Origin of the sequence: Pseudomonas sp. RW10S2 (assembly GCF_014268985.1) — a bacterium.
GTDB classification, from domain to species: Bacteria; Pseudomonadota; Gammaproteobacteria; order Pseudomonadales; family Pseudomonadaceae; genus Aquipseudomonas; species Aquipseudomonas wayambapalatensis.
The window spans coordinates 16,554-35,423 of sequence record NZ_JABWRO010000052.1; the positions used below are offsets into that span (position 1 = coordinate 16,554).

The window sequence follows — 18,870 nt, forward strand, 5'->3', positions numbered from 1 at the left end:
CACGAAGTGGTTCAGCGGCGGATGCCAGGCCCCGTGTCGGAAAACTGACAGGTGCCAGCCGTGGACGCCCCCGTGCAGCCGCTGGAGGTCGGGTCGCCTGGCTGCCGACCCTGCTCAAGGGGCGGCCGCGCCGTGTCGAGGACCTGTGCTGGCAGCAACGCCGTGGACAGCCGCCGGAACTGTGGTTGGTGATCGTCGATGCGTCGGCGTCAACCCGCCGCCACCAATCCCTTGCGCAAGCGAAGGGGCTGCTCGAGACCTTCTTCGACCAGGCCTACCGCCAGCGTGCGCGCCTGGCGTTGCTGACCGCCAGCGGCAGCACGCCACAGTGGCAGCGTCATGGCCTGAAGGCCTCGGCTGCGCTTCAGCCCTGGCTGCGTGCGCTCGGGGCGGGGGGCGGCACGCCGTTGCTCGCGGCCCTGGAAGAGGCGCGCCAGTGGTTGCTGCGCCGTGGCAAAGCGCACCCCGGGGAGGTCCAACGCTGCCTGGTGCTGACCGACGGGCGCCTGCAACGCTGGAAGCCTGTGCAGCCGATGCCCTGTGCCTGCGTGCTGGTCGATATCGAGACGGCGCCGGTGCGCCTGGGGCGGGCAAGGCAACTCGCTGCGCAACTGCAGGCGGATTACCAGCATATCGATCAGTCAAGGAAACTCCGAACAAGCTGCTCATCAGCCGGAAATGGGTGGTTTAGGGATACCGAAAAGCCTGACTTTCAGCCGCTGATCAATGGATAACCAAGGCAAAGCCTTGGTTATCTGCCCTCACGGGCGCACCTCTCCCGCAGCAGACAATAATTGCCGGCGCACCCTCCACAGATTCGACAGAGCAAACAGCGTGGTCAGTTGCGCCGTGTTCTTGGCCAACCCACGGAAGCGGGTTTTCACATAACCGAACTGGCGCTAGATCACGCGAAAGGGGGCTCGACTTTCGCCCGCGTCTGCGCTTTGACTTTCTCGATCTGACGTTCGGCCGTGCAGAGCAGGCTGCGTCCGCTCAAGTGCTTGTAGGTGCTGCGTCGCGCAGCGATCTGCCAGATCACTTGCCGTCTGTCGTGCTCAGGCCGATTATCTACGCCGGTATAACCCGCATCGGCACAGACAACGTTTCGGAAAAGCTCATCTGACTCATGGGATGGAGGGCTTGTAGAGGGCAGTTGGACGGAGGGCCATTTCAGCACAGGTCAGGCGGCCTGTGCTGACTTGATCGGAGAATCCCTGACGGTGTCCGGCCCGAAACTGGCGCTGTTGAGTCGCGCTGTGCTGCGTGGCTACTTCTTGCCTGATGCTGAGCAAATCCCCGCTACCTGCTTTCTCGGGGGAGGGGGCAATGGGCTATGTTATAGTCGAGCTGTCGGTCACTTTCGACCACAGCACGCCGGATGCCGGAAGTTCGTGGCGGCGTGGCTTGGAGGCGTTGCATTCCATTCCAGCACTGCCGATCCGCGATGAGGTCCCCCTAGAGAAACCGCTTCCATGAACAACAATCCAGCCAACGGCGTCCGGATTCCGGCTCGCGATATTCCCTTTCCTGAAAGCATCAGCACTGAGGCCCAGGCTACGCTGCGCCGCATGGTTAATGCTGATGGCGTACCGCTGAATGCATTGCAATCCCCCCCACATCTGGACGATATCGACGGCTGGATTCGCCTGAAAGCGAGCGTTGATGCGCAGTACGGCTCCGCTATGACGCTACTTGCTGGTCCGTTGCTCGCCAGCGTGGAAACCGAACAGATTGACGGAGCCACGGTGCACATCGCTACGCCGACAAACTTGGTTGCCGACGACGCGGTCTTTGTCGATCTGCATGGAGGAGGCCTAGTCTTTGGCGGAGGCACCGCATGCCGCGTTGGCGCGCAAATGCAGGCCGACCAGTTAGGTCTGCGCTGCTGGGGTATCGACTACCGCACGCCACCGGAGCACCCCTATCCGGCCGCATTGGACGACTGCCTGACGGTGTACCGTCGGCTGCTTCAACAGTATCCTGCGCAAAGTATCGTCATCGGCGGGCGTTCGGCAGGAGGCAATCTGGCAGCCGCAATGGTGCTGCGTGCGCGCGACGAAGGTCTGCCACTGCCCGCAGCGCTGGTACTGCTATCGCCGCAAGCGGATCTGACCGAGTCGGGCGACAGCTTCACGCTGAATCAGCTCATCGACGTGCAACTGCCCGGTTCGCTAATGTCCAACAACCTACTGTATGCCGCTGGAGCTGACCTGGCCGATCCTTTGTTGTCGCCGCTGTTCGGTGATTTCTCCCGGGGTTTCGTGCGAACCTTTATACAGAGCGGCACGCGCGATCTGTTTCTGTCGAACGCCGTACGCCTGCATCGGGCGCTGCACCGCGTCGGCGTTCCCTGCGAGTTGCATATCTTTGAAGGCATGCCCCACGGCGGTTTCATGGGCGCACCAGAGGACTGGGAACTGCGCTCGGAGGTGGGCCGATTTGTCCGCTCCTGTTTGCCTAGCGCAAGTTGAGCCGGAAGGACACCATTGCTCGATCGATTCTGCAGCCGCTTGGTTTCGGTCTTTTCCGCGCAGACGCTCGCGACATTCTGAGTGCTCGTTGATAGGCTGCTGAAGTAGCACGTATTGTTCGTGGTTCAACGGCCGTTCATGAGTCCAACACAGTCCCGGGAGGGGTTCTGCGCCGTTAAGGACTCTCCGATCAAGTCAGCACAGGTCAGGCGGCCTGTACTGACTTGATCGGGGAATCCTTGAACGTCGTTAGATAAAGTGGGCGCGCGACAATAACTCGCACAAACTGAAAGTTGCCGAAGCAGCAGGGGGAAAGTTGCACAAGTGCGCGACAAGACGCGCACCTGTGCGTCGGCAAGTTATGCCTTGGGCATGGACCAGGGTTGCAGGTCATAGCCTTTTTCGAACAGCTCGGCGCGGACTTCCTCGATCAGGCTCGCCCATTGTGCAGGGTCCGAATAGATGCGCGAGGATACCTGCTTGCTGCCGATGCGGGTGCTGGTCCGGTCGATCACTGCCAGGCTCAGCTCACCAGTACCGTTGGGTGCATCCCAGGCAACGCACTGGAAGGGTTCGAAGGCGTGGTCGGCAATCAGCAGTGCTTCGTTGACACGGAGCGGGGCATTCATGGTTCGGTCTCTCTTGTGGTCCCAAACAGCAAATGTGTGTCCGCGCCGGGTAAAGAAATGAACGATTGCAGCGCGGGGTTATTGGTACTGATGCTCCGGGTCGTGGGTGAAGTCACATGGCAGTCGAAATTTTTTTTATAACGGAAAAAGTGATCCGTTGTATGTGCCGCCTGTGACGCCGGTTATGGGTAAAAATTCCGAAGTCGCTTTGCGTGACGGCATTTGGCAGACAAACGGTAGTGGGCACCGTCAGGTTCGTTGCTACTGTTAATTCGGGCGCCGCAACTTACTGTTTCTAATTAAAAAACTGAAAATTGGCGCCAAGGATAGGTCATGCTTGAACCTGCATCCCAACGCCGTCTGCTGATTGTCGATCCCTGCGATGATTGCCACCGTCTACTGCCGGGCCTGCGGGGCGCCGGTTGGGATGTGCGCAGTTGTACCCTGGGCGCTGCGCTCGAGCATCCATGTGACGTCGGCCTGTTGCGATTGCAGGCCTCGCACCTGCGTCACCAGGATGCCGTCAAGGACTTGATCAAGCGCAGCAATACCGAATGGATCGCCGTGCTCAGCGCCGAAGAGTTGCGCATGCAGAACGTCGGCGATTTCGTCTGTGAGTGGTTCTTCGACTTCCACACCCTGCCATTCGACGTTTCCCGGGTGCAGGTCACCCTCGGGCGTGCGTTCGGCATGGCGCGCTTACGTGGCAAGGGGGCGGTGCGGGTCGATGAGCCCGAGCACGAACTGCTGGGCGAGAGCCGTCCCATCCGCGAGTTGCGCAAGCTGCTCGGTAAGCTGGCGCCTACAGAGTCGCCCGTGCTGATCCGTGGCGAGAGCGGCACCGGCAAGGAGTTGGTGGCGCGCACGCTGCATCGTCAGTCGCAGCGCCATGACAAGCCGTTCATCGCCATCAATTGCGGGGCCATTCCCGAGCATCTGATCCAGTCCGAGCTGTTCGGCCACGAGAAAGGCGCCTTTACCGGGGCGCATCAACGCAAGGTCGGGCGTATCGAGGCGGCGCACGGCGGTACGCTGTTCCTCGACGAGATTGGCGACCTGCCTCTGGAGTTGCAGGCCAATCTGTTGCGTTTTCTGCAGGAGAAGCACATAGAGCGCGTTGGCGGCAGTCAGCCGATTCCAGTGGATGCGCGGGTGCTGGCAGCGACGCACGTGGATCTGGAGCAGGCGATCGAGCGTGGCAGGTTCCGTGAAGACCTGTATTACCGGCTCAATGTCCTGCAGGTGGTGACCGCGCCTCTGCGTGACCGGCACGGTGACCTGTCGATGCTGGCCAACCATTTCTCGCATTTCTACAGCCTGGAAACGGGGCGACGGCCACGCTCGTTCAGCGACAATGCCCTGGCGGCCATGGGGCGGCACGACTGGCCGGGCAACGTACGTGAACTGGCCAACCGCGTACGTCGCGGCTTGGTGCTGGCCGAGGGGCGACAGATCGAGACGCAGGATCTGGGGTTACAGGTGCTGGAGGAGGCCGATGCGCCGCTGGGGACGCTGGAAGACTACAAGCACCGCGCAGAACGCCAGGCGTTGTGCGATGTGCTCAACCGCCACAGTGACAACATGAGCATCGCGGCGAAGGTGCTGGGGGTATCCCGACCCACCTTCTACCGCTTGCTGCACAAGCATCAGATCCGCTGAATCCCGTAGGAGCGGCGGTTCGGCGCTCCGACTTGCCCGCGAAAAAGACACCGCAGTCTCTGGCACGGATCACGCGTGCTTTTGATTCAACTCGACTGGGCGATGTGGCCGTCGTCCTGGATTTCCTCGATCACATCCTCTTCACCCGGCAGGGCGGTGATCACGCTGAAATCGCTGACCTCCACCTCACCCCCACCATAACCGAGCAGGTGGAAGGAGAAGGCCTTGCGCTCGATGGGGTTGTCGAAGCCGAACTCCAGCTCCATCGGCTGGTCGGCCGTGACCAGTATCTCCTCGGGCAATCCCAGCGGTACATCCTGCTCCTGCTGTTTGGCCTTGAGCTGGATGTGCGCCCGGTGGGCCGGGTCGAGCGAGCGTACCTTGACCCGCACCCGGGTGTGCGAGCCTTCGGGCATCTCCAGGTACTGGGCGCCGATCAGGTTGTCGGCCCAGTCGTCACGAATGCGCTTGTGCAGAGGAATGGCCGATGGCCCACCGAACTGGTAGCGCAGGTTCAGCGGGGTTTGCAGCAACGACTGGTCGAGCACGCCAGCGAGCGCGGTGATCTGGCGCCCCAGTGGCGCTTCGCCGCGGCCGAGGAAGTGCGCCTGGTCGGCGATGAATCCCTCGCTGGCATAGCGTCGGCAGCGCTGCTGGAAATCGCATTCGCTGAAGGTGCCTCGGCCATCGTGGTAACGCAGCATGCCGTTGGTGAAGGAGATCATTTCCCGGCCGCTGTCGTAGTCGCGATACAGCGAGCGGCCGGCCAGGGCGGCGGGGATCGGCAGGGCGAAATAGTCGAGCAGCGAAGTGGCCAGGTCGACATGGCCGTAGGTGCCGTGCTTGATCTTCGGCAACTGTGCCTGTTCGGGCGCAAGGGTGAGGTTGAAGCCCCAGGAAGAGGCCAGGCGCACACCGTCGATGCCGTGGGACTCGTCCGAAGTGATGACCACCAGTGTGTCCTTGAGTACGCCCTGGCGCTGCAGGGTATCGAGGAACTCGCCCAGGGCGTCGTCCAGGTAGGCGACCGCCGCCTGTTTGGCGCTGTCGTAGCGTTGCAGGTAAGCGTCCGGTGCGGAGTAGGGCTGGTGGGTGCCGACGGTGAGCAGGGTCAGCATCCACGGCTGGCGCTGTTTGCGCAGCTCACCGACATAGCCCAGCGCGCCTTCGAAGAAGGCCTTGTCGTCCTTGCCCCAGGGGAACTCGAGGTAGTTGTCGTTGCGGAACCACTCCAGGCCGTGCACCGAGTCGAAGCCGATGTGCGGCATGATCCGGTCCTTGGCCATGAAGCGCAGGCCGGCGCCTTGCAGGTAGTGGGTGCTGAAGCCGGCCTGGCGCAGTTGTGCGGGCAGGCAGGCCTGGTTGCGCAGGTCCTGGGTGAGCAGCTCGACCCCCTTGGGCGTGCCGTTGGCGAGCTTGTCGTAGTCGCCGCAGAGCATGGCGTACAGGCCGCGAATGGTCTGGTGGGTGTGCAGGACGTAATCGGGGGTGTTCATGCCGCGTTCGGCCCAGCGGCTGAGATTGGGCATCAGGTCGTCATCGAAACGACTGTGCAGGGCTTGCCGGTTGGCGCGCAGATAGGCGCCGGGAATCCCCTCCAGGGTGATGACCAGCAGGTTGCGTGCACTGCCCGGGGCTTCGAGCAGCTTGCGTCCGTCGAGGTCGGTCTGGGTCAGGCCGATGCTGGGCAGCGGTGCTACCGTCAGGTCATGGCCCAGCCAGGCCTGCGCCTTGAGTTGCAGGTCGCTGGTGCCCGCCGAGAGCAGTTGATGGGACAGGTTGTACTGGCGCCATTGATCGGCATCGGAGGGTATCAGGTGCTCGCTGCCCCAGTGCGCGGCAAGCAGCACCGCTGGTGCGGCCCAGGCCGAGCGTGGCAGCGCCGGGGCGGGTTGGCCGCGCTGGAGCCAGCGGGCCAGCAGCCAGGCCGACAGGCCGACACCGAGGGTCCAGGGCAGCCAGGGGTGGGCTAGGGCGCCGCCGGTGGAGTTTTCCATGAACTGTGGGTCGAACAGGTAGCCCAGGTCGCTGCTGTTCGGCAGACGCCCGACCGCACTGACCAGCTCGGCCGAAGCCACCAGCAGCCCGCCCCAGGCCAGCAGCACCGGCAGTGCCAGCCACCAGGGGCTGCGCTGCAACAGCAGTACCAGCAGGATGCCGATCGCCAGGTCCGACAGGTACCCCAGTGGATCGGACCAGCCCAGCAGTGCGCGGGCGGCCAGGGGGATCACCACGACCAGCACTGCCAGGGTGGCGAGCCGAGCACGGGGATGGCCAAGCATGTTCTTCACGAAACGTCCTTCCTTGCCATGAAACAGTCACAAAAATGTGCTGCATCATAACAGGCCCCTCACAGGAAGGCCGGAAGCGACAAGGTTGGTTACCAATTGAAGCGCAGGGGCGCAAGGCGCCCCTGGAGTGGACAGATCAGAAGTAGTACGGGAATTTCAGGCTGAAGGTGAAGTCCGGTGCATCGTCGGTCAGGCCGATCGACAGGTTCGGCACGATGGTCAGGTTGTCGGTGGCCGCGAGGGTCATGCCGACGTTGAAGTAGGCGGCGTTTGCATCGCTGCTCTTGACGTCGGCCCAGCTGTCGCCGGTTTCCGCAGACTTGATCCGCGAGCGCCGGGCGATCAGGTCCGAAACCGAAAACGACATCGACATCTTCTCGTTGAGGGCGAAGGCCACCCCCGCACCGATCTGGAAGCTGTCGCCGATCTTCACCTTGCCCGGTACTTTCTGGTTGATCGTCGAGCTGACGTCGCTGAACGAATCCTCGAAGGTGTGGGTGTAAGACAGGCTGCCGAACAGCACTGCCGGGTCGAAGGTCTTGACCAGCGAGATACCGGGCGTGATCGACCAGACACCGTTGCCGGTAGGCAGGTCTTCGGGGTAGCTCAGGCTGTCGTTCTCGGTGTCGCGCAGCAGCTTGATGCCGAACGGATCCTTGCCGGTCGGTGCCTTGACCCGCACGCTGAACACCGCATCCGGGGTGTTCTCCGACTCGTCGAGGAACTTGTAGGCCACGCCGAAGTTGACGTCGCCAAGGGTCGGGTCGCGGGTGATGGTGCGCTCGGAAATGCCCTGGGCGTTGCCGCCGACGCCCCCGGACTGGTAGGTCGACTCGCGGTAGATGATCGGCACGTTGACGTCGAACTGCCAACGGTTGTCGAGGTTGTAGCGGGCAGTAAGGTCGAGCGTCCAGTTGTCGGCCTTGATCCGGTCCAGATTGATGTTGCCCAGGAAGATCGAGTCCAGTGCCAGGAAACCGTTGAGGATGAGCTGGCGGGTGTCGTAGCGGGCATAGGTGATGCCGGTCTCGACACTGAACTTGCCGCCACCGAAGAAGCCGCTGGCCTCATCGTAGAGGTTGGACACGCTCTGCGCCGGTTCCGAATCATCCTTGAGTGACTCGCCATAGGATGAGCCGCCGCCGGCGGCGGCCACGGCCTGATTGTTGCGCGGCTCGGAAGCCGGCGAGCGGGTCAGGCGTTTGGGGGGTGGGGCTGCGGGCTGTTCCTCGACCTGGCGAACGCGTTGTTCGAGCACCATCAGCGCCTGCTGCTGCGCTTCGTAGCGCTGCTTGAGCGCAGCCAGTTCGGCTTTCAGCGCGTCTACCTGGGGATCGCTGGCTGCGTAGAGCAGTGATGATGGTACCAAGGTCCCCAGGCAGACAACTGCCCCCAATGACAACGATCGATGCATAAGTTAGCCGTCCCTTCCAACTGCGATGATTGAGACGAAGCGTAGATCAATATCCTGAAACACGTAGGCCCTTGAGTTGATCAAGATTGCAGTTCAGCGCGCCTGCAGAAGGCAAATTGTCGCGCAGCACCACATTGAGCTGTGTCAGGTTGCTGACCGCGTTGCTGCCGCCCAGCAAAGTGGTGGCTTGTAGCAGGCCACCTTCGGCCAGGCGCTGCATGCTTTGCCCTTGATTGTTGTTGGCCTGGATGGCCATCTGGATCCCGTTGCCACTGTTCGAAACGCTGAGCGTACCGGCGTTGTTGCTGGTGCTGAGGGTGCTGCCTGCGGCCAGGACCTGGCCTTGCGGCACACCGGCATCACCGATCTGGCCCGCCTCGCGAACATTGATGGCGACATCGTTATAGGCGCTGTTGTTGTCGCCGGCCGCGCGCACCGACTGGGTCACGCCCTGGGTGGTGTTGACCAGGCCTGCACCGCCGTTGACCAGGCCATTGCCGCGGCCAGGGGCGTTGCCCGAGCCGTTCTCGCCGGTCATCGACACGTAGAACTGCGGTTTGATCACGTTCTGCTGCACCTGCAGGGTGGTTGTGGCGCCGATGCGATCACCGGCGGCGTTCTGCCAGGTGCTGCTCATGACGATGCCGAAACTGATGATTCGCCCCGGCATCACATACTTCCCACGCAGTTGGGCAAGCTCCTGGTCCTTGACCTCGATGGGCTTGAACACCTGCGCGTGGGCGGGGAGGCTGGCAGCCAGGCATGCTGCGACCAGCCAGGTGGTAGTCTTCATCGCTGCTCCCCGGGACTTCGTGCCCCTTGTAATCGTCAGAAGAAATCGCTCTGGATGAAACCGAATTCCATCAGTTGCGCGTCTTCCACCGGGTAGAAACCGTTGACGCGGTTCTTCGCGGTCAGAGGTGCCGGCGGATCGAGCAGGGCGTTGGCCTTGTCGTAGCCGGGGCCGATGACGGCGAAGATGATGCCGTTCCAGCCTTTGAGGAAATCGTCGAATTTGTAGCGTTTGTGGCCCAGGACAGGATCGCCGATGTAGACCCAGCCCTTGTCGATGCGCTGGAGCACCACGAAGTGCTTGTAGCCACGGATGTCCATCAGCACGATCACCGGAATGCTCACCTTTTCCAGGGTGTCGGGTTCGACCCGATAGCCCCTGGCGCGCATGCCGATGCTTTCGACGTAGCGCTTCATGTCGAGCATGGAGAAGCCCTGGACCTTGACGGTGTCCTGGTCGGAGTGGGCGAGCATGCCTTCGATCACCTGGTGTTCGTCCACGTCGAGCCAGTAGGCCTGCTTGAGGACGGTGGCCAGGGCGGCGGCGCCGCAGCTGAAATCGGTCTTCTGTTGCACCAGGTCGGCGAAGCGCCGCTCACGCAGGCTCTGCACTGGCTTGTAGACGAGAGTACCGCCTGGCAAGGCGGCGATCGGCATCTGTGCCGCTTCTACGAGACCGGCAAGGAACATGAGTGTGGCAAGCAGGACAATGCGCATGACCTTCTCCACCGGGTAGAGACAGGGAAAGGGGCCCCGAAGGGCCCCGATCGGCTGCTGTTACATGCAGGCTTTGCAACCTGCGGCGATGGACAGCGAGTTGGTCTGCTGGTTGCCGCTGCCGGCCGAGACGTTGGCGCCGACGTTGCCCGACACGCCATTGAGCGAGTTGCTCAGGTTGGCGTTGTTGGTCACAGGGTTGCGCCAGCCGGTGGGGGTCAGGACCTGATAGGAGGCAACACCGGCCAGGCCGAAGGTGCCTTCTTCGTGGAACTTCAGCGGGTCCTTGTCGACATGGGTGTTGCCATAGCGATCGCGGCTGCTTTCGTCTTCGACGTAGCCGTAGCCATTGCCTTGGTAGTGGCCGTAGGCAGCGAAGGTGGAGGTGAGGGTTTCCTTGCTGTAGGTACGGTCGGCCTTGTTGGTGACGTTCAGGCCGCCGACGTTCTGGTTGGCTGCACCGGTGGCGGCAGCGACGCGGCCACCCGACACGGCGATGGCCATGTTGTTTTTCTGTTGGTTGAAGTCCCCGGCGGTCACGTTGATGCCGATGTTGCCGGAGCTGCCGTTGGCCGAACCGGTGAGGTTGGCGTTGTTGGAGGTGGAGTAGTTCTTGACGGTGTTGCCGGCGTTGGTCTGGGTGGCCTGGGCCATGGCCACGGCACTGCCGAAGATGAAGTTCTCATCGGCGGTGGCGATTGCCGCAACGTTGTCCTGCTGGTTGCCGCTGCCTGCGGCAACGTTGGCACCCAGGTTGCCTTGGGAACCGTTGGCCGAGTTGTCCATGCGGGCATCGTTGCGGGTGCCTTGGTTCAGCACACGGTTGCCGGAGTTGTTCTGGGTGTCCAGAACGGTGGCGGCAGAGCCGGCGTTCACCAGCAGGGACAGCAGCAGGCTTTCGTTGTTGTTGTGGCCATTGTTGTGGCCGCCGTGGTTGTCGTTTCCACGGCCGCCGGCTTGTGCAGCAACTGCCATGACCGCAGCGAGGGCGAATACCAGAGGCTTGAGTGCCATTTTCGGTTTCATGGTGTTTCTCCGCTTATATTTTCGTTGTTAAGTGTTGTGTTGCTGGTCGGGTCAATCCGCGACCCGGACGCTCAGGGTGTTGGCCATTCGGTTGCCCACCCCGGCGCTCTGATTCAACTGGATCACGCCACGGCTGCCGGTGAAGGCCTGGTCACTGGTAGTGACCTGGCGACTGCCGGGTGTGTGATCAGTTGCGTCGGAGCTGTTGGCCAGCGAGACGTTCTGCTGGCTGAGAATGCTGTCGTCGATGCTCTGTGGTATTGCGCTGATGCTGATGCGCACCGCGTTGGCCTGTTGCGTGGCGGCGCCCGCCGATTGGTTGATGCCCAGCATGCCGTTGCCGTTGCTGAAGGCATTGCCATTGATGCTGGCGTGGGCGTCGAGCGCGCTGTTGGCGCGAAAGTCGCTGCGTTGGCGGATCTGCGTGCTGGCCTGGCCTTCGGTGCCGATGGCGATGGCTTTCACGTTGGCCTGTTGCAGCGCGTCACCTGCGGCCTGGTTGATGTTGAGGTTGCCCTGGTAGGCGCGGCCACTGGCATCGAGGGTGGCGTTGTCCACCACAGGCGAGCCGGCGAAGGCGCTTGCGGTGCAGCCCAGGGCCAGGCACAGCAGGGAGAGTTTGAGGGTATGCATGTTCATTGGCCCCGGGTCAGGATCTGCAGCGGCGCCATGCCGCGCTGAACGTTCTGGTTGACCGTGTTGGAGATGCTGTTGGCGCCGGACGCCCCGGCACCGGAGCCGCCGGGCATGCCGGGCAATTGCGACTGGGCGGTGCCCATGCCTCGCAGGTTCCCGGAGTTGTCAGGTTGGAAGATGCGGCTGACGGTCGAACCGCTGGCGACGTTGGCGAAGTCGCCATCGGTCAATTCGTTGTTGGTCTGGGCCTGGATGCGTGCCGACTCATTGGTGTTGGCGGTGGTCGGGTAGGGGTCTGGCGTGCCGGTTCGGCGATCAGCCTGACGCGGCTGGACATCGCGATTGAGGACGATCACCCCGTTGCCGCCAGCGAGGACCGGCGGCGCAATCGATGTGGCGGCAAGGCAAGCCAGAACGAGCAGTGCAGGCAGTGTGTTGTGCTTGTTCCCCACGGCGGTGCTCCCTTTCTGTGCGCTGGCCCTTGAGCGTTGCCAGAACAGAGAGCGAAAGCCGTGCCGGTTTTGCTTTTTGCCGATTTATCAGCGGGTTGCGCGAGGAGGGTAGGCGTGCCGGTTTTCTGTTGTATCAGCGTTGATACAAGGTGTCGGGTCATCGCCCGTCAAGGGCCGAAGCACGGGCGATCTGGAGGGATGCGCAGGGAGTGTATCAGCGCTGTGACAGTTCCCCCGAAAGTGTGGGGAAGGCCCCAGCAATAGGGGTTTGATGGCGATGGGGTGTATCAGTGAGTTAACAGTCCGGCCATGCTGAGGGGCCGGGCTGGGCTTACCCCAGGAGCTCGGCCACCGCCGCCAGCGCGTCATCCCGGCGCTGCTGCCAGTCCCCGTCAATGACCCGCAGTGGCTGGCGATGCTGTTGTAGCCAGTGCAGGCTGTCATCGAAGAACGCCTGGCGCTCCTCAAGCCGCGGCTGGCAGCGCTGGCCATCGCCGATCCATTCCACGCCCTCGGGACTGAGCAGCAGGTGGAGGTCGTAGTGCCTGGCCAGCAGCGCCTGTTCCAGCCACGCGGGGCAGTCGCCGAACAGCACGCGACTCCACAACATGTTGCTCAGCAGGTGGGTATCGAGGATCAGCAGCGAAGGCGAGGCTGCCCGCGCCTGGTCTTCCCAGGCCAACTGCCCGCGAGCGATGGCCGGGATATCGGCGTAGCAGGTATCGCGCTGATGGGTGTCGATGAAATGACGTACGTACTCGCCGACGGTGATGCCACCGAAACGGCGCTGGATCTCGCCACTGAGCCAGCTCTTGCCACTGGATTCAGGGCCGCATAACACCAGGACCTTCATGCGCCGGCCAGCGCCGGATCGCGCCGCCACTCCAGCCAGCCGCGCACGGCAATAAGGGTGAACAGGGCGTACAACGCGGCGGTCAGGTACAAACCCTTGTACAGGAACAGTCCAACGAAGATCACATCGACCACGAACCACAACGCCCAGCATTGCAGGCGTTTCTGTGCCATCCACACCTGCGCGACCAGGCTGAAACCGGTCAGCGCGGCATCCAGCCAGGGTTGGGCGGCGTCGGTCCAGTGGGCCATGGCCGCACCCAGGGCGACACTGGCCAGCAGCCCCAGGCCCAGGCCGCGCAGCGTCGTGGCGGTGTCCAGGCGCGATACCTGGCGCGCGTCCTCGACCCGGTCCGGGCGCGTCCATTGCCACCAGCCATAGAGGTTGAGCACGGCATAGACCACTTGCAGGAGCATGTCCGAATACAGCTTCACGTCGTAGAAGATCCAGCTGTAGAGCAGCACCATCACCAGGCCGATCGGCCAGCACCAGATGTTCTGCCTGACCGTGAGCCAGACGGCGATGACGCCGAGCGCGGCGGCGAAGAGTTCGAGGCCGGACATCGGCGATCCTTCGGAAGGGAAAGGGCGCGATTGTAGCTTGAGGGTCGAGGAAGGTGAATCGCTGTGAAACGGGGCGCCGTAGCGCCCCTTCTTTTGCTCAGACTCTGAATTGACGCAGCAGCTGCTCGAGCTCCTCGCTCAGGCGTGCCAGGGAAACTCCGGCATCGCTGGATTGGCGCGCCGCCTCGGCGGTCTGCTGGGACAAGCCGGCGGTGTCGAGCACATTGCGGTTGATTTCCTCGACCACATGGGACTGCTGCAGGGTGGCGCTGGCGATCGAGGTGTTCAGCGCCGCCAGGGTGTGCAGCGCCTGTTCGATGGCCGCAAGGCTGGTGCCGGCTTCGCGGGCCTGTTCGACGGTCTGGCGCGAGGCTTCGCTGCTGGTGTCGATGGCCCGGACCGCCGCATCCGACTGGCCCTGCAGGTGCTCGATCATGGTCTGGATCTCGGCAGTGGACTGCGCCGTGCGCTGGGCCAGCAGGCGGACCTCATCGGCGACCACGGCAAAGCCGCGGCCCTGTTCGCCCGCACGCGCAGCCTCGATGGCGGCGTTGAGGGCCAGCAGGTTGGTCTGCTCGGCGATCGAGCGAATCACTTCCAGTACGCCACCAATCTTGGTGCTGTGCCCGGCCAGGTCGCGGATCACCCCCTGGGCCTGGTCGATGGTCGCCGACAGCCGGTCGATCTGCTGCAGGCTGCCGTGGATAGCCTGCTGGCCCTGACCGACCTGCTGCTGCGCTGCGCGCATTTCCACGGCCGCCTGCTCGGCGTTCTTCGCCACATCCTGCACCGCGTAGGTGACCTCGTTGACCGCCGTGGCCACCTGGTCCATCTGCAGTGATTGCTGGGCACTGTGCTGCTGGGCGCTGCCCGCGTTGTCGCCGACGTGCCCGGCGGACTGGGCCAGCGCATGGGCTGTGCCCTGCAATTGGCCGACCACGCCCTGCAGCTTGCCGTTGAAACGGTTGAAGTACTCACCCAAATGGGTGATTTCGTCGCGTCCCTGGGTGTCCAGGCGACGGGTCAGGTCGCTCTCGCCACTGGCGATGTTGCCCATGGCCTGTACCGCCTCGTGCAGTGGACGGGCGATGCTGCGGGCGATCAGCCACACCACCAGCCCCATCACCAGGGCAATGAACAGCCCGACCAGCGAGGCCTCGCGGACCTGGCGAGCGAATTCGTCCTGTACGTCGTCGACATACACCCCCGAGCCGATGATCCAGCCCCAGGGCTTGAAGAGCTCTATATAGGAGGTCTTGGCCACCGGCTCGCTGGCGCCGGGCTTAGGCCAGCGGTAGTTGACCGGGCCCGCGCCCTGGGCCTTGGCCAGGGTCACCATCTCGTTGAACACGGCAAAGCCGTCAGGGTCGCGGATCGCCGACAGGTCCTGGCCATCGAGCTTGGCGTTGACCGGGTGCATGATCATCTTCGGTTGCAGGTCGTTGATCCAGAAATAGTCATCCTTGTCGTAGCGCAGGCTGCGCACCACCTGCAGCGCCTGCTGCTGGGCGCTTTGCCGGTCGAGGCTGCCAGCGGCCTCCAGCCCCTGGTAGTAGGCGAGCACGCCCACGGCAGTCTCGACCACATGCTGGGTCTTCTGCGCCTTGGCCTGGTACAGGTCACCATGGATCTGGCGCAGCATCAGCAGCCCCAGGACCAACAGCATGGCGACGGCCACGAGCAGGATCAGCCACAGACGACGGCTGATCGACATCGATCTCAAGGTCTTCATCAAAAGGTCACTCCATGTCTTGTTCTTTTTATATGAGCAGCATCCAACCATGACCGGATGCCTGCAACCCAGTCGACCAACGGCTAAGTGCCGGGCTCGACAATCCATGTTGCATCCTGCGCAAGCCTTCGCGCAGGGCCTCTGATAGGATTTCGGCCGCGCAAGATGAAACCTTTAGCCGCGGCGCACTTTTTCGCTGGTGTTGGGACTAACGAACGCTGTAAAACACGCGTCGCTGCGCGTGCGGTGAATACTTGTAATCGAAAAGAACTAGGGTGCTGCCAGGAGCAGTGTCCATTGGGGGAGTTGATGGATTTTTGGAGTGCCTTCCAGGCAATCATCCTGGGTATCGTCGAGGGCTTGACCGAGTTCCTGCCGATTTCCAGCACCGGCCACCAGATCATCGTGGCCGACCTGATCGATTTTGGCGGCGAGCGCGCAATGGCGTTCAACATCATCATTCAGCTGGGCGCGATCCTGGCGGTGGTGTGGGAGTTTCGCAGCAAGATCTTCGAAGTGGTGTTCGGCCTGTCGAGCCAGCCCAAGGCCCGGCGTTTCACCGCCAACCTGCTGATCGCCTTCATGCCGGCGGTCGTGCTTGGCGTACTGTTCGCCGACCTGATCCATGAGTACCTGTTCAATCCGATCACCGTGGCCGTGGCCTTGGTGGTGGGCGGCTTCATCATGCTCTGGGCCGAGCGCCGCGATCACCGTATCGAGGTCGACCATGTCGACGACATGCGCTGGACCCACGCCCTGAAGGTCGGCCTGGTGCAGTGCCTGGCGATGATCCCGGGGACCTCGCGCTCGGGCTCGACCATCATCGGCGGCTTGCTGTTCGGCCTGTCACGCAAGGCCGCGACCGAGTTCTCGTTCTTCCTGGCGATGCCGACCATGGTCGGCGCCGCGGTGTATTCGGGCTACAAGTATCGTGACCTGTTCCAGCCGGCCGACCTGCCGGTATTCGCCATCGGCTTCGTGGTGTCGTTCATCTTCGCCATGATCGCCGTGCGTGCGTTGCTCAAGTTCATCGCCAACCACAGCTACGCGGTCTTTGCCTGGTACCGCATTGCCTTTGGCCTGCTGATCCTGGCGACCTGGCAGTTCGGCTGGGTTGACTGGGCCACGGCGCACGGCTGATGGCACGCGGGCAAAGTGCCGGGCGGCGCGACGCTGGCCAGGCAGGCGAGGGCGTGCGCAACCTGCGCCTGAAATTGCTGGTGCTGCTGGTCTTGTGCCTGCTACCGGGCCTGGGGGTGGCGCAGATGGCCTGGAGCGGCCAGTCCTGGCTGCCCCTGGCGCTGTATCCGGCGGCCAGCCTGATCTGCCTGTTGTTGTACTGGCAGGACAAGCGGCAGGCCCGCACCCAGGCCTGGCGCACGCCAGAGAAAATCCTCCACGCCAGCGAGTTGCTCGGTGGTTGGCCGGGGGCCTTGCTGGCGCAGCAATTGTTCCGGCACAAGACCCGCAAGCTGTCGTACCAGATGGTGTTCTGGGCAATCGTCGCGTTGCACCAGGTGTTCTGGCTGGATCGCCTGGTGCTGGGTGGGCGCTGGCTGGGATTGATGGGCTGAGCGAGCGCCGCGCAATCCTCAATCGGCCAACAAGCCCACCTGCAAGCGCTTGGGCAAGCGTCGCACCACCAGTTGGTGCGAACGCTGCAGCAGATCGGTCAACTCTTCCCGGCCCATGGGGTAGGGAGGCAGCATGCTGATCCAGCGCGCCCTCGCCAGATAAGGCGCCGGCCGTACGCCGGGACGGTCGCAATAACCGAGAAACAGCTCGTCGGCGACCTTGAACATCAAGCCTGCTCCCGGCAGGTCAAGCACGGCGAACATCTTGTTACCGGCCACCGAGAACACCCGGATTGCGCCCCATTTGTAATCCTCCCGCGCGCCGGGCAGGCTCAGGCAGAACGCTGCCACCTGCTCGGGGCTCATGGGTCGCTCAGACATAGCGCTCTCCACAGGCCTCGAACGAGGCCGCCAGGTGATCGATCCATACCCGCACTGCAGGCAGTACGCCGCGCCGGTGCGGATACACCGCTTGCAGATAACCCCCAGGCAGCGACCACTCCGGCAGCAGGTGCACCAGTTCGCCGCGCGCCAGTTCTTCCTCGCAATAGTTGCTTGGCAGGGCGGTAAAGCCCAGGCCTGCGCAGGCCGAGGCCTTGCGCACCACGAAGTCATCGATGTTCAGGCGTGGCTCCAGGGCGATCTCCTGCTCCTGGCCGCCGGGCCCGATGAGGCGAAAATGCACCAGGCGATCGGCATCCGCAGCCCCCAGGACGGGCAGCCCCACCAGCTGCGACGGGTGCTCGAGCCCGTCGGCGAATCCAGGGGCTGCCACCAGGTACATCTGCGCCTGGCGCAGGCGGCGGGTGGCCAGGGCCGGGTCCTCGTCGCCCAGGTCGCGCACCCGCAGCGCCACATCGATACCTTCGGAGATCAGGTCGACACGGCGATTGAGCAGCACCATCTCCAGTTGCACCAGCGGGTACTGGGCGAGAAAGCGGCTGATGATGTCTGGCAGGAAGGCATGGGCCAGGGCCACCGGGGCAGACACCCGCAGGCGTCCACGCGGCTCGCTGGTCATGCTGGCGACGGCTTCGTCGGCCATCTCGGCCTCCAGCAGCATGGCCTGGCAGTGGTGCAGGTAGCGTTCGCCGACGGCGGTCAGCTTCAGTTGCCGGGTGGTGCGCTGCAGCAGGCGTGTGCCCAAGCGTTCCTCGAGTTCTGCGATACGCCGCGACAGGCGCGACTTGGGGATGCCCAACTGGCGACCGGCGGCAGCGAAGCCACCGGCCTCGACCACTCGGGCGAAGTAGAAGAGGTCGTTGAAGTCTTGCATACGGATATCTCACTGTTCCATCAGTGGAACAAACTAATGCATTTTTGCCGACTAATCAGTTATTCATCGCCTATGTAGGATTCTCTCCATCGTGATCGCCCACAGCTGCGGTCTTCATTTACAGGAGAGTCCCATGAAACTGTTGCACATCGATTCGAGCATCCTGGGCGACAATTCCGCCTCCCGCCAGTTGAGCCGCGAAGTGGTCGATGCCTGGAAGGCTGCCGATCCTAGCGTCGAAGTCATCTACCGCGACCTCGCTGCCGATGCCATCAGCCATTTCTCGGCCGCGACCCTGGTCGCCGCCGGCACCGCCGAAGAAGCCCGTGACGCCGCCCTTGCCCACGAAGCCCGCCTGAGTGCCGAAACCCTGGCCGAATTCCTCGCCGCCGACGCGGTGGTCATCGGTGCTCCGATGTACAACTTCACCGTGCCGACCCAGCTCAAGGCCTGGATCGATCGCGTTGCCGTCGCCGGCAAGACCTTCCGCTACACTGAAGCTGGCCCGGAAGGCCTGTGCGGTGACAAGAAGGTGGTGCTGGTGTCCACTGCCGGTGGCCTGCACCAAGGTCAGCCGACCGGTGTCGGTCATGAAGATTTCCTCAAGGTGTTCCTGGGCTTCATCGGCATCACCGACCTGGAAATCGTCCGCGCCCACGGCCTGGCGTATGGTCCGGAGCACCGCAGCAAGGCCATCGACGCTGCCCAGGCGCAGATTGCCAACGAGCTGTTCGCCGCAGCCTGATAGAAACCCCGAAAAAGCCGGCTGTCGCCTTGCGCGACAG

The 18,870-nt window shown here is 63.2% G+C and carries 19 protein-coding genes and 1 pseudogene; 6 read left to right on the forward strand and 14 right to left on the reverse strand.

Annotated features, from left to right (window positions below; translation table 11 throughout):
* The first annotated feature begins 44 nt into the window (after positions 1-44).
* Positions 45-734: a VWA domain-containing protein gene (locus HU729_RS13245; RefSeq protein ID WP_238348371.1), complete on the forward strand. Its 690-nt coding sequence runs from the start codon at positions 45-47 to the stop codon at positions 732-734.
* Between the two features lie 27 nt (positions 735-761).
* On the opposite strand, the pseudogene HU729_RS13250 reads toward HU729_RS13245, so the two are convergent.
* Positions 762-1,105 (reverse strand): annotated as a pseudogene (locus HU729_RS13250) (transposase); the annotation flags it as partial.
* A gap of 367 nt (positions 1,106-1,472) precedes the next feature.
* Here HU729_RS13250 and HU729_RS13255 point away from each other — a divergent pair.
* Positions 1,473-2,471, forward strand: a complete 999-nt coding sequence (locus HU729_RS13255; protein ID WP_186665372.1) for an alpha/beta hydrolase — start codon at positions 1,473-1,475, stop codon at positions 2,469-2,471.
* Between the two features lie 359 nt (positions 2,472-2,830).
* On the opposite strand, the gene HU729_RS13260 is transcribed toward HU729_RS13255, so the two are convergent.
* Entirely contained in the window at positions 2,831-3,100 is a 270-nt protein-coding gene (locus HU729_RS13260) for a hypothetical protein (protein ID WP_054893924.1), read from the reverse strand.
* A gap of 333 nt (positions 3,101-3,433) precedes the next feature.
* Between HU729_RS13260 and HU729_RS13265 the strand changes: the two genes are divergently transcribed.
* Positions 3,434-4,759 carry a sigma-54 dependent transcriptional regulator gene (locus HU729_RS13265; protein ID WP_186710425.1) on the forward strand — a complete coding sequence of 442 codons (1,326 nt, stop codon included), beginning with the start codon at positions 3,434-3,436 and terminating at the stop codon, positions 4,757-4,759.
* An 86-nt stretch (positions 4,760-4,845) separates the two neighbouring features.
* On the opposite strand, the gene HU729_RS13270 is transcribed toward HU729_RS13265, so the two are convergent.
* The 10 genes from HU729_RS13270 to HU729_RS13315 form a co-directional block, all read right to left on the reverse strand.
* Positions 4,846-7,050, reverse strand: coding sequence for a sulfatase-like hydrolase/transferase (locus HU729_RS13270; protein ID WP_186710427.1), 2,205 nt, complete (start codon positions 7,048-7,050; stop codon positions 4,846-4,848).
* Between the two features lie 136 nt (positions 7,051-7,186).
* On the reverse strand, positions 7,187-8,464 hold the full coding sequence (locus HU729_RS13275) for an autotransporter domain-containing protein (RefSeq protein ID WP_186665368.1): 1,278 nt from the start codon (positions 8,462-8,464) through the stop codon (positions 7,187-7,189).
* A 46-nt stretch (positions 8,465-8,510) separates the two neighbouring features.
* A complete protein-coding gene (locus HU729_RS13280; RefSeq protein WP_186665366.1) occupies positions 8,511-9,257 on the reverse strand; it encodes a hypothetical protein in 747 nt (248 codons plus the stop codon).
* A gap of 35 nt (positions 9,258-9,292) precedes the next feature.
* Positions 9,293-9,973 (reverse strand): C39 family peptidase, encoded by a 681-nt coding sequence (locus tag HU729_RS13285; protein ID WP_186710429.1) that lies wholly within the window; start codon positions 9,971-9,973, stop codon positions 9,293-9,295.
* A gap of 60 nt (positions 9,974-10,033) precedes the next feature.
* Positions 10,034-10,999 (reverse strand): heme utilization protein, encoded by a 966-nt coding sequence (locus HU729_RS13290; RefSeq protein WP_186665364.1) that lies wholly within the window; start codon positions 10,997-10,999, stop codon positions 10,034-10,036.
* 51 nt (positions 11,000-11,050) lie between these two features.
* Complete coding sequence (locus tag HU729_RS13295; protein ID WP_186710431.1) at positions 11,051-11,632, reverse strand: adhesin; 582 nt, start codon at positions 11,630-11,632, stop codon at positions 11,051-11,053.
* 2 nt (positions 11,633-11,634) lie between these two features.
* Positions 11,635-12,087, reverse strand: a complete 453-nt coding sequence (locus HU729_RS13300; RefSeq protein WP_186710434.1) for a hypothetical protein — start codon at positions 12,085-12,087, stop codon at positions 11,635-11,637.
* Positions 12,088-12,418: 331 nt separating this feature from the next.
* Positions 12,419-12,940: an AAA family ATPase gene (locus HU729_RS13305; protein ID WP_186710436.1), complete on the reverse strand. Its 522-nt coding sequence runs from the start codon at positions 12,938-12,940 to the stop codon at positions 12,419-12,421.
* Entirely contained in the window at positions 12,937-13,503 is a 567-nt protein-coding gene (gene pnuC / locus HU729_RS13310) for a nicotinamide riboside transporter PnuC (RefSeq protein ID WP_186665359.1), read from the reverse strand. Before pnuC ends, HU729_RS13305 begins: the two co-directional genes overlap by 4 nt.
* Before the next feature lie 97 nt (positions 13,504-13,600).
* Positions 13,601-15,235, reverse strand: coding sequence for a methyl-accepting chemotaxis protein (locus HU729_RS13315; RefSeq protein ID WP_186710438.1), 1,635 nt, complete (start codon positions 15,233-15,235; stop codon positions 13,601-13,603).
* A gap of 309 nt (positions 15,236-15,544) precedes the next feature.
* Between HU729_RS13315 and HU729_RS13320 the strand changes: the two genes are divergently transcribed.
* Both HU729_RS13320 and HU729_RS13325 read left to right on the forward strand, forming a co-directional pair.
* The gene (locus tag HU729_RS13320) at positions 15,545-16,375 is read left to right on the forward strand and encodes an undecaprenyl-diphosphate phosphatase (protein ID WP_186665357.1); all 831 of its coding nucleotides are present in this window, start codon (positions 15,545-15,547) and stop codon (positions 16,373-16,375) included.
* Positions 16,375-16,809: a DUF1294 domain-containing protein gene (locus HU729_RS13325; RefSeq protein WP_186665356.1), complete on the forward strand. Its 435-nt coding sequence runs from the start codon at positions 16,375-16,377 to the stop codon at positions 16,807-16,809. Before HU729_RS13320 ends, HU729_RS13325 begins: the two co-directional genes overlap by 1 nt.
* Positions 16,810-16,827: 18 nt before the next feature.
* Here the strand turns inward: HU729_RS13325 and HU729_RS13330 are convergent, their stop codons facing one another.
* Positions 16,828-17,190 carry an MmcQ/YjbR family DNA-binding protein gene (locus tag HU729_RS13330; protein WP_186665354.1) on the reverse strand — a complete coding sequence of 121 codons (363 nt, stop codon included), beginning with the start codon at positions 17,188-17,190 and terminating at the stop codon, positions 16,828-16,830.
* Positions 17,183-18,085, reverse strand: a complete 903-nt coding sequence (locus HU729_RS13335) for a LysR substrate-binding domain-containing protein (protein ID WP_186665353.1) — start codon at positions 18,083-18,085, stop codon at positions 17,183-17,185. The genes HU729_RS13330 and HU729_RS13335 overlap by 8 nt, the downstream gene beginning before the upstream one ends.
* 133 nt (positions 18,086-18,218) lie before the next feature.
* On the opposite strand from HU729_RS13335, the gene HU729_RS13340 reads away from it, so the two are divergent.
* The gene (locus tag HU729_RS13340) at positions 18,219-18,830 is read left to right on the forward strand and encodes an FMN-dependent NADH-azoreductase (protein ID WP_186665352.1); all 612 of its coding nucleotides are present in this window, start codon (positions 18,219-18,221) and stop codon (positions 18,828-18,830) included.
* The last annotated feature ends 40 nt before the right edge of the window (positions 18,831-18,870 follow it).

What these genes read in the sequence shown, in the direction of transcription:
- HU729_RS13320 (WP_186665357.1), top strand. Translation starts at nt 15,545, where the DNA reads ATGGATTTTTGGAGTGCCTTCCAGGCAATCATCCTGGGTATCGTCGAG.
- HU729_RS13330 (WP_186665354.1), bottom strand. Translation starts at nt 17,190, where the DNA reads ATGTCTGAGCGACCCATGAGCCCCGAGCAGGTGGCAGCGTTCTGCCTG.
- pnuC (WP_186665359.1), bottom strand. Translation starts at nt 13,503, where the DNA reads ATGTCCGGCCTCGAACTCTTCGCCGCCGCGCTCGGCGTCATCGCCGTC.
- HU729_RS13285 (WP_186710429.1), bottom strand. Translation starts at nt 9,973, where the DNA reads ATGCGCATTGTCCTGCTTGCCACACTCATGTTCCTTGCCGGTCTCGTA.
- HU729_RS13305 (WP_186710436.1), bottom strand. Translation starts at nt 12,940, where the DNA reads ATGAAGGTCCTGGTGTTATGCGGCCCTGAATCCAGTGGCAAGAGCTGG.
- HU729_RS13315 (WP_186710438.1), bottom strand. Translation starts at nt 15,235, where the DNA reads ATGAAGACCTTGAGATCGATGTCGATCAGCCGTCGTCTGTGGCTGATC.
- HU729_RS13280 (WP_186665366.1), bottom strand. Translation starts at nt 9,257, where the DNA reads ATGAAGACTACCACCTGGCTGGTCGCAGCATGCCTGGCTGCCAGCCTC.
- HU729_RS13260 (WP_054893924.1), bottom strand. Translation starts at nt 3,100, where the DNA reads ATGAATGCCCCGCTCCGTGTCAACGAAGCACTGCTGATTGCCGACCAC.
- HU729_RS13295 (WP_186710431.1), bottom strand. Translation starts at nt 11,632, where the DNA reads ATGCATACCCTCAAACTCTCCCTGCTGTGCCTGGCCCTGGGCTGCACC.
- HU729_RS13265 (WP_186710425.1), top strand. Translation starts at nt 3,434, where the DNA reads ATGCTTGAACCTGCATCCCAACGCCGTCTGCTGATTGTCGATCCCTGC.
- HU729_RS13290 (WP_186665364.1), bottom strand. Translation starts at nt 10,999, where the DNA reads ATGAAACCGAAAATGGCACTCAAGCCTCTGGTATTCGCCCTCGCTGCG.
- HU729_RS13340 (WP_186665352.1), top strand. Translation starts at nt 18,219, where the DNA reads ATGAAACTGTTGCACATCGATTCGAGCATCCTGGGCGACAATTCCGCC.
- HU729_RS13335 (WP_186665353.1), bottom strand. Translation starts at nt 18,085, where the DNA reads ATGCAAGACTTCAACGACCTCTTCTACTTCGCCCGAGTGGTCGAGGCC.
- HU729_RS13325 (WP_186665356.1), top strand. Translation starts at nt 16,375, where the DNA reads ATGGCACGCGGGCAAAGTGCCGGGCGGCGCGACGCTGGCCAGGCAGGC.
- HU729_RS13275 (WP_186665368.1), bottom strand. Translation starts at nt 8,464, where the DNA reads ATGCATCGATCGTTGTCATTGGGGGCAGTTGTCTGCCTGGGGACCTTG.
- HU729_RS13255 (WP_186665372.1), top strand. Translation starts at nt 1,473, where the DNA reads ATGAACAACAATCCAGCCAACGGCGTCCGGATTCCGGCTCGCGATATT.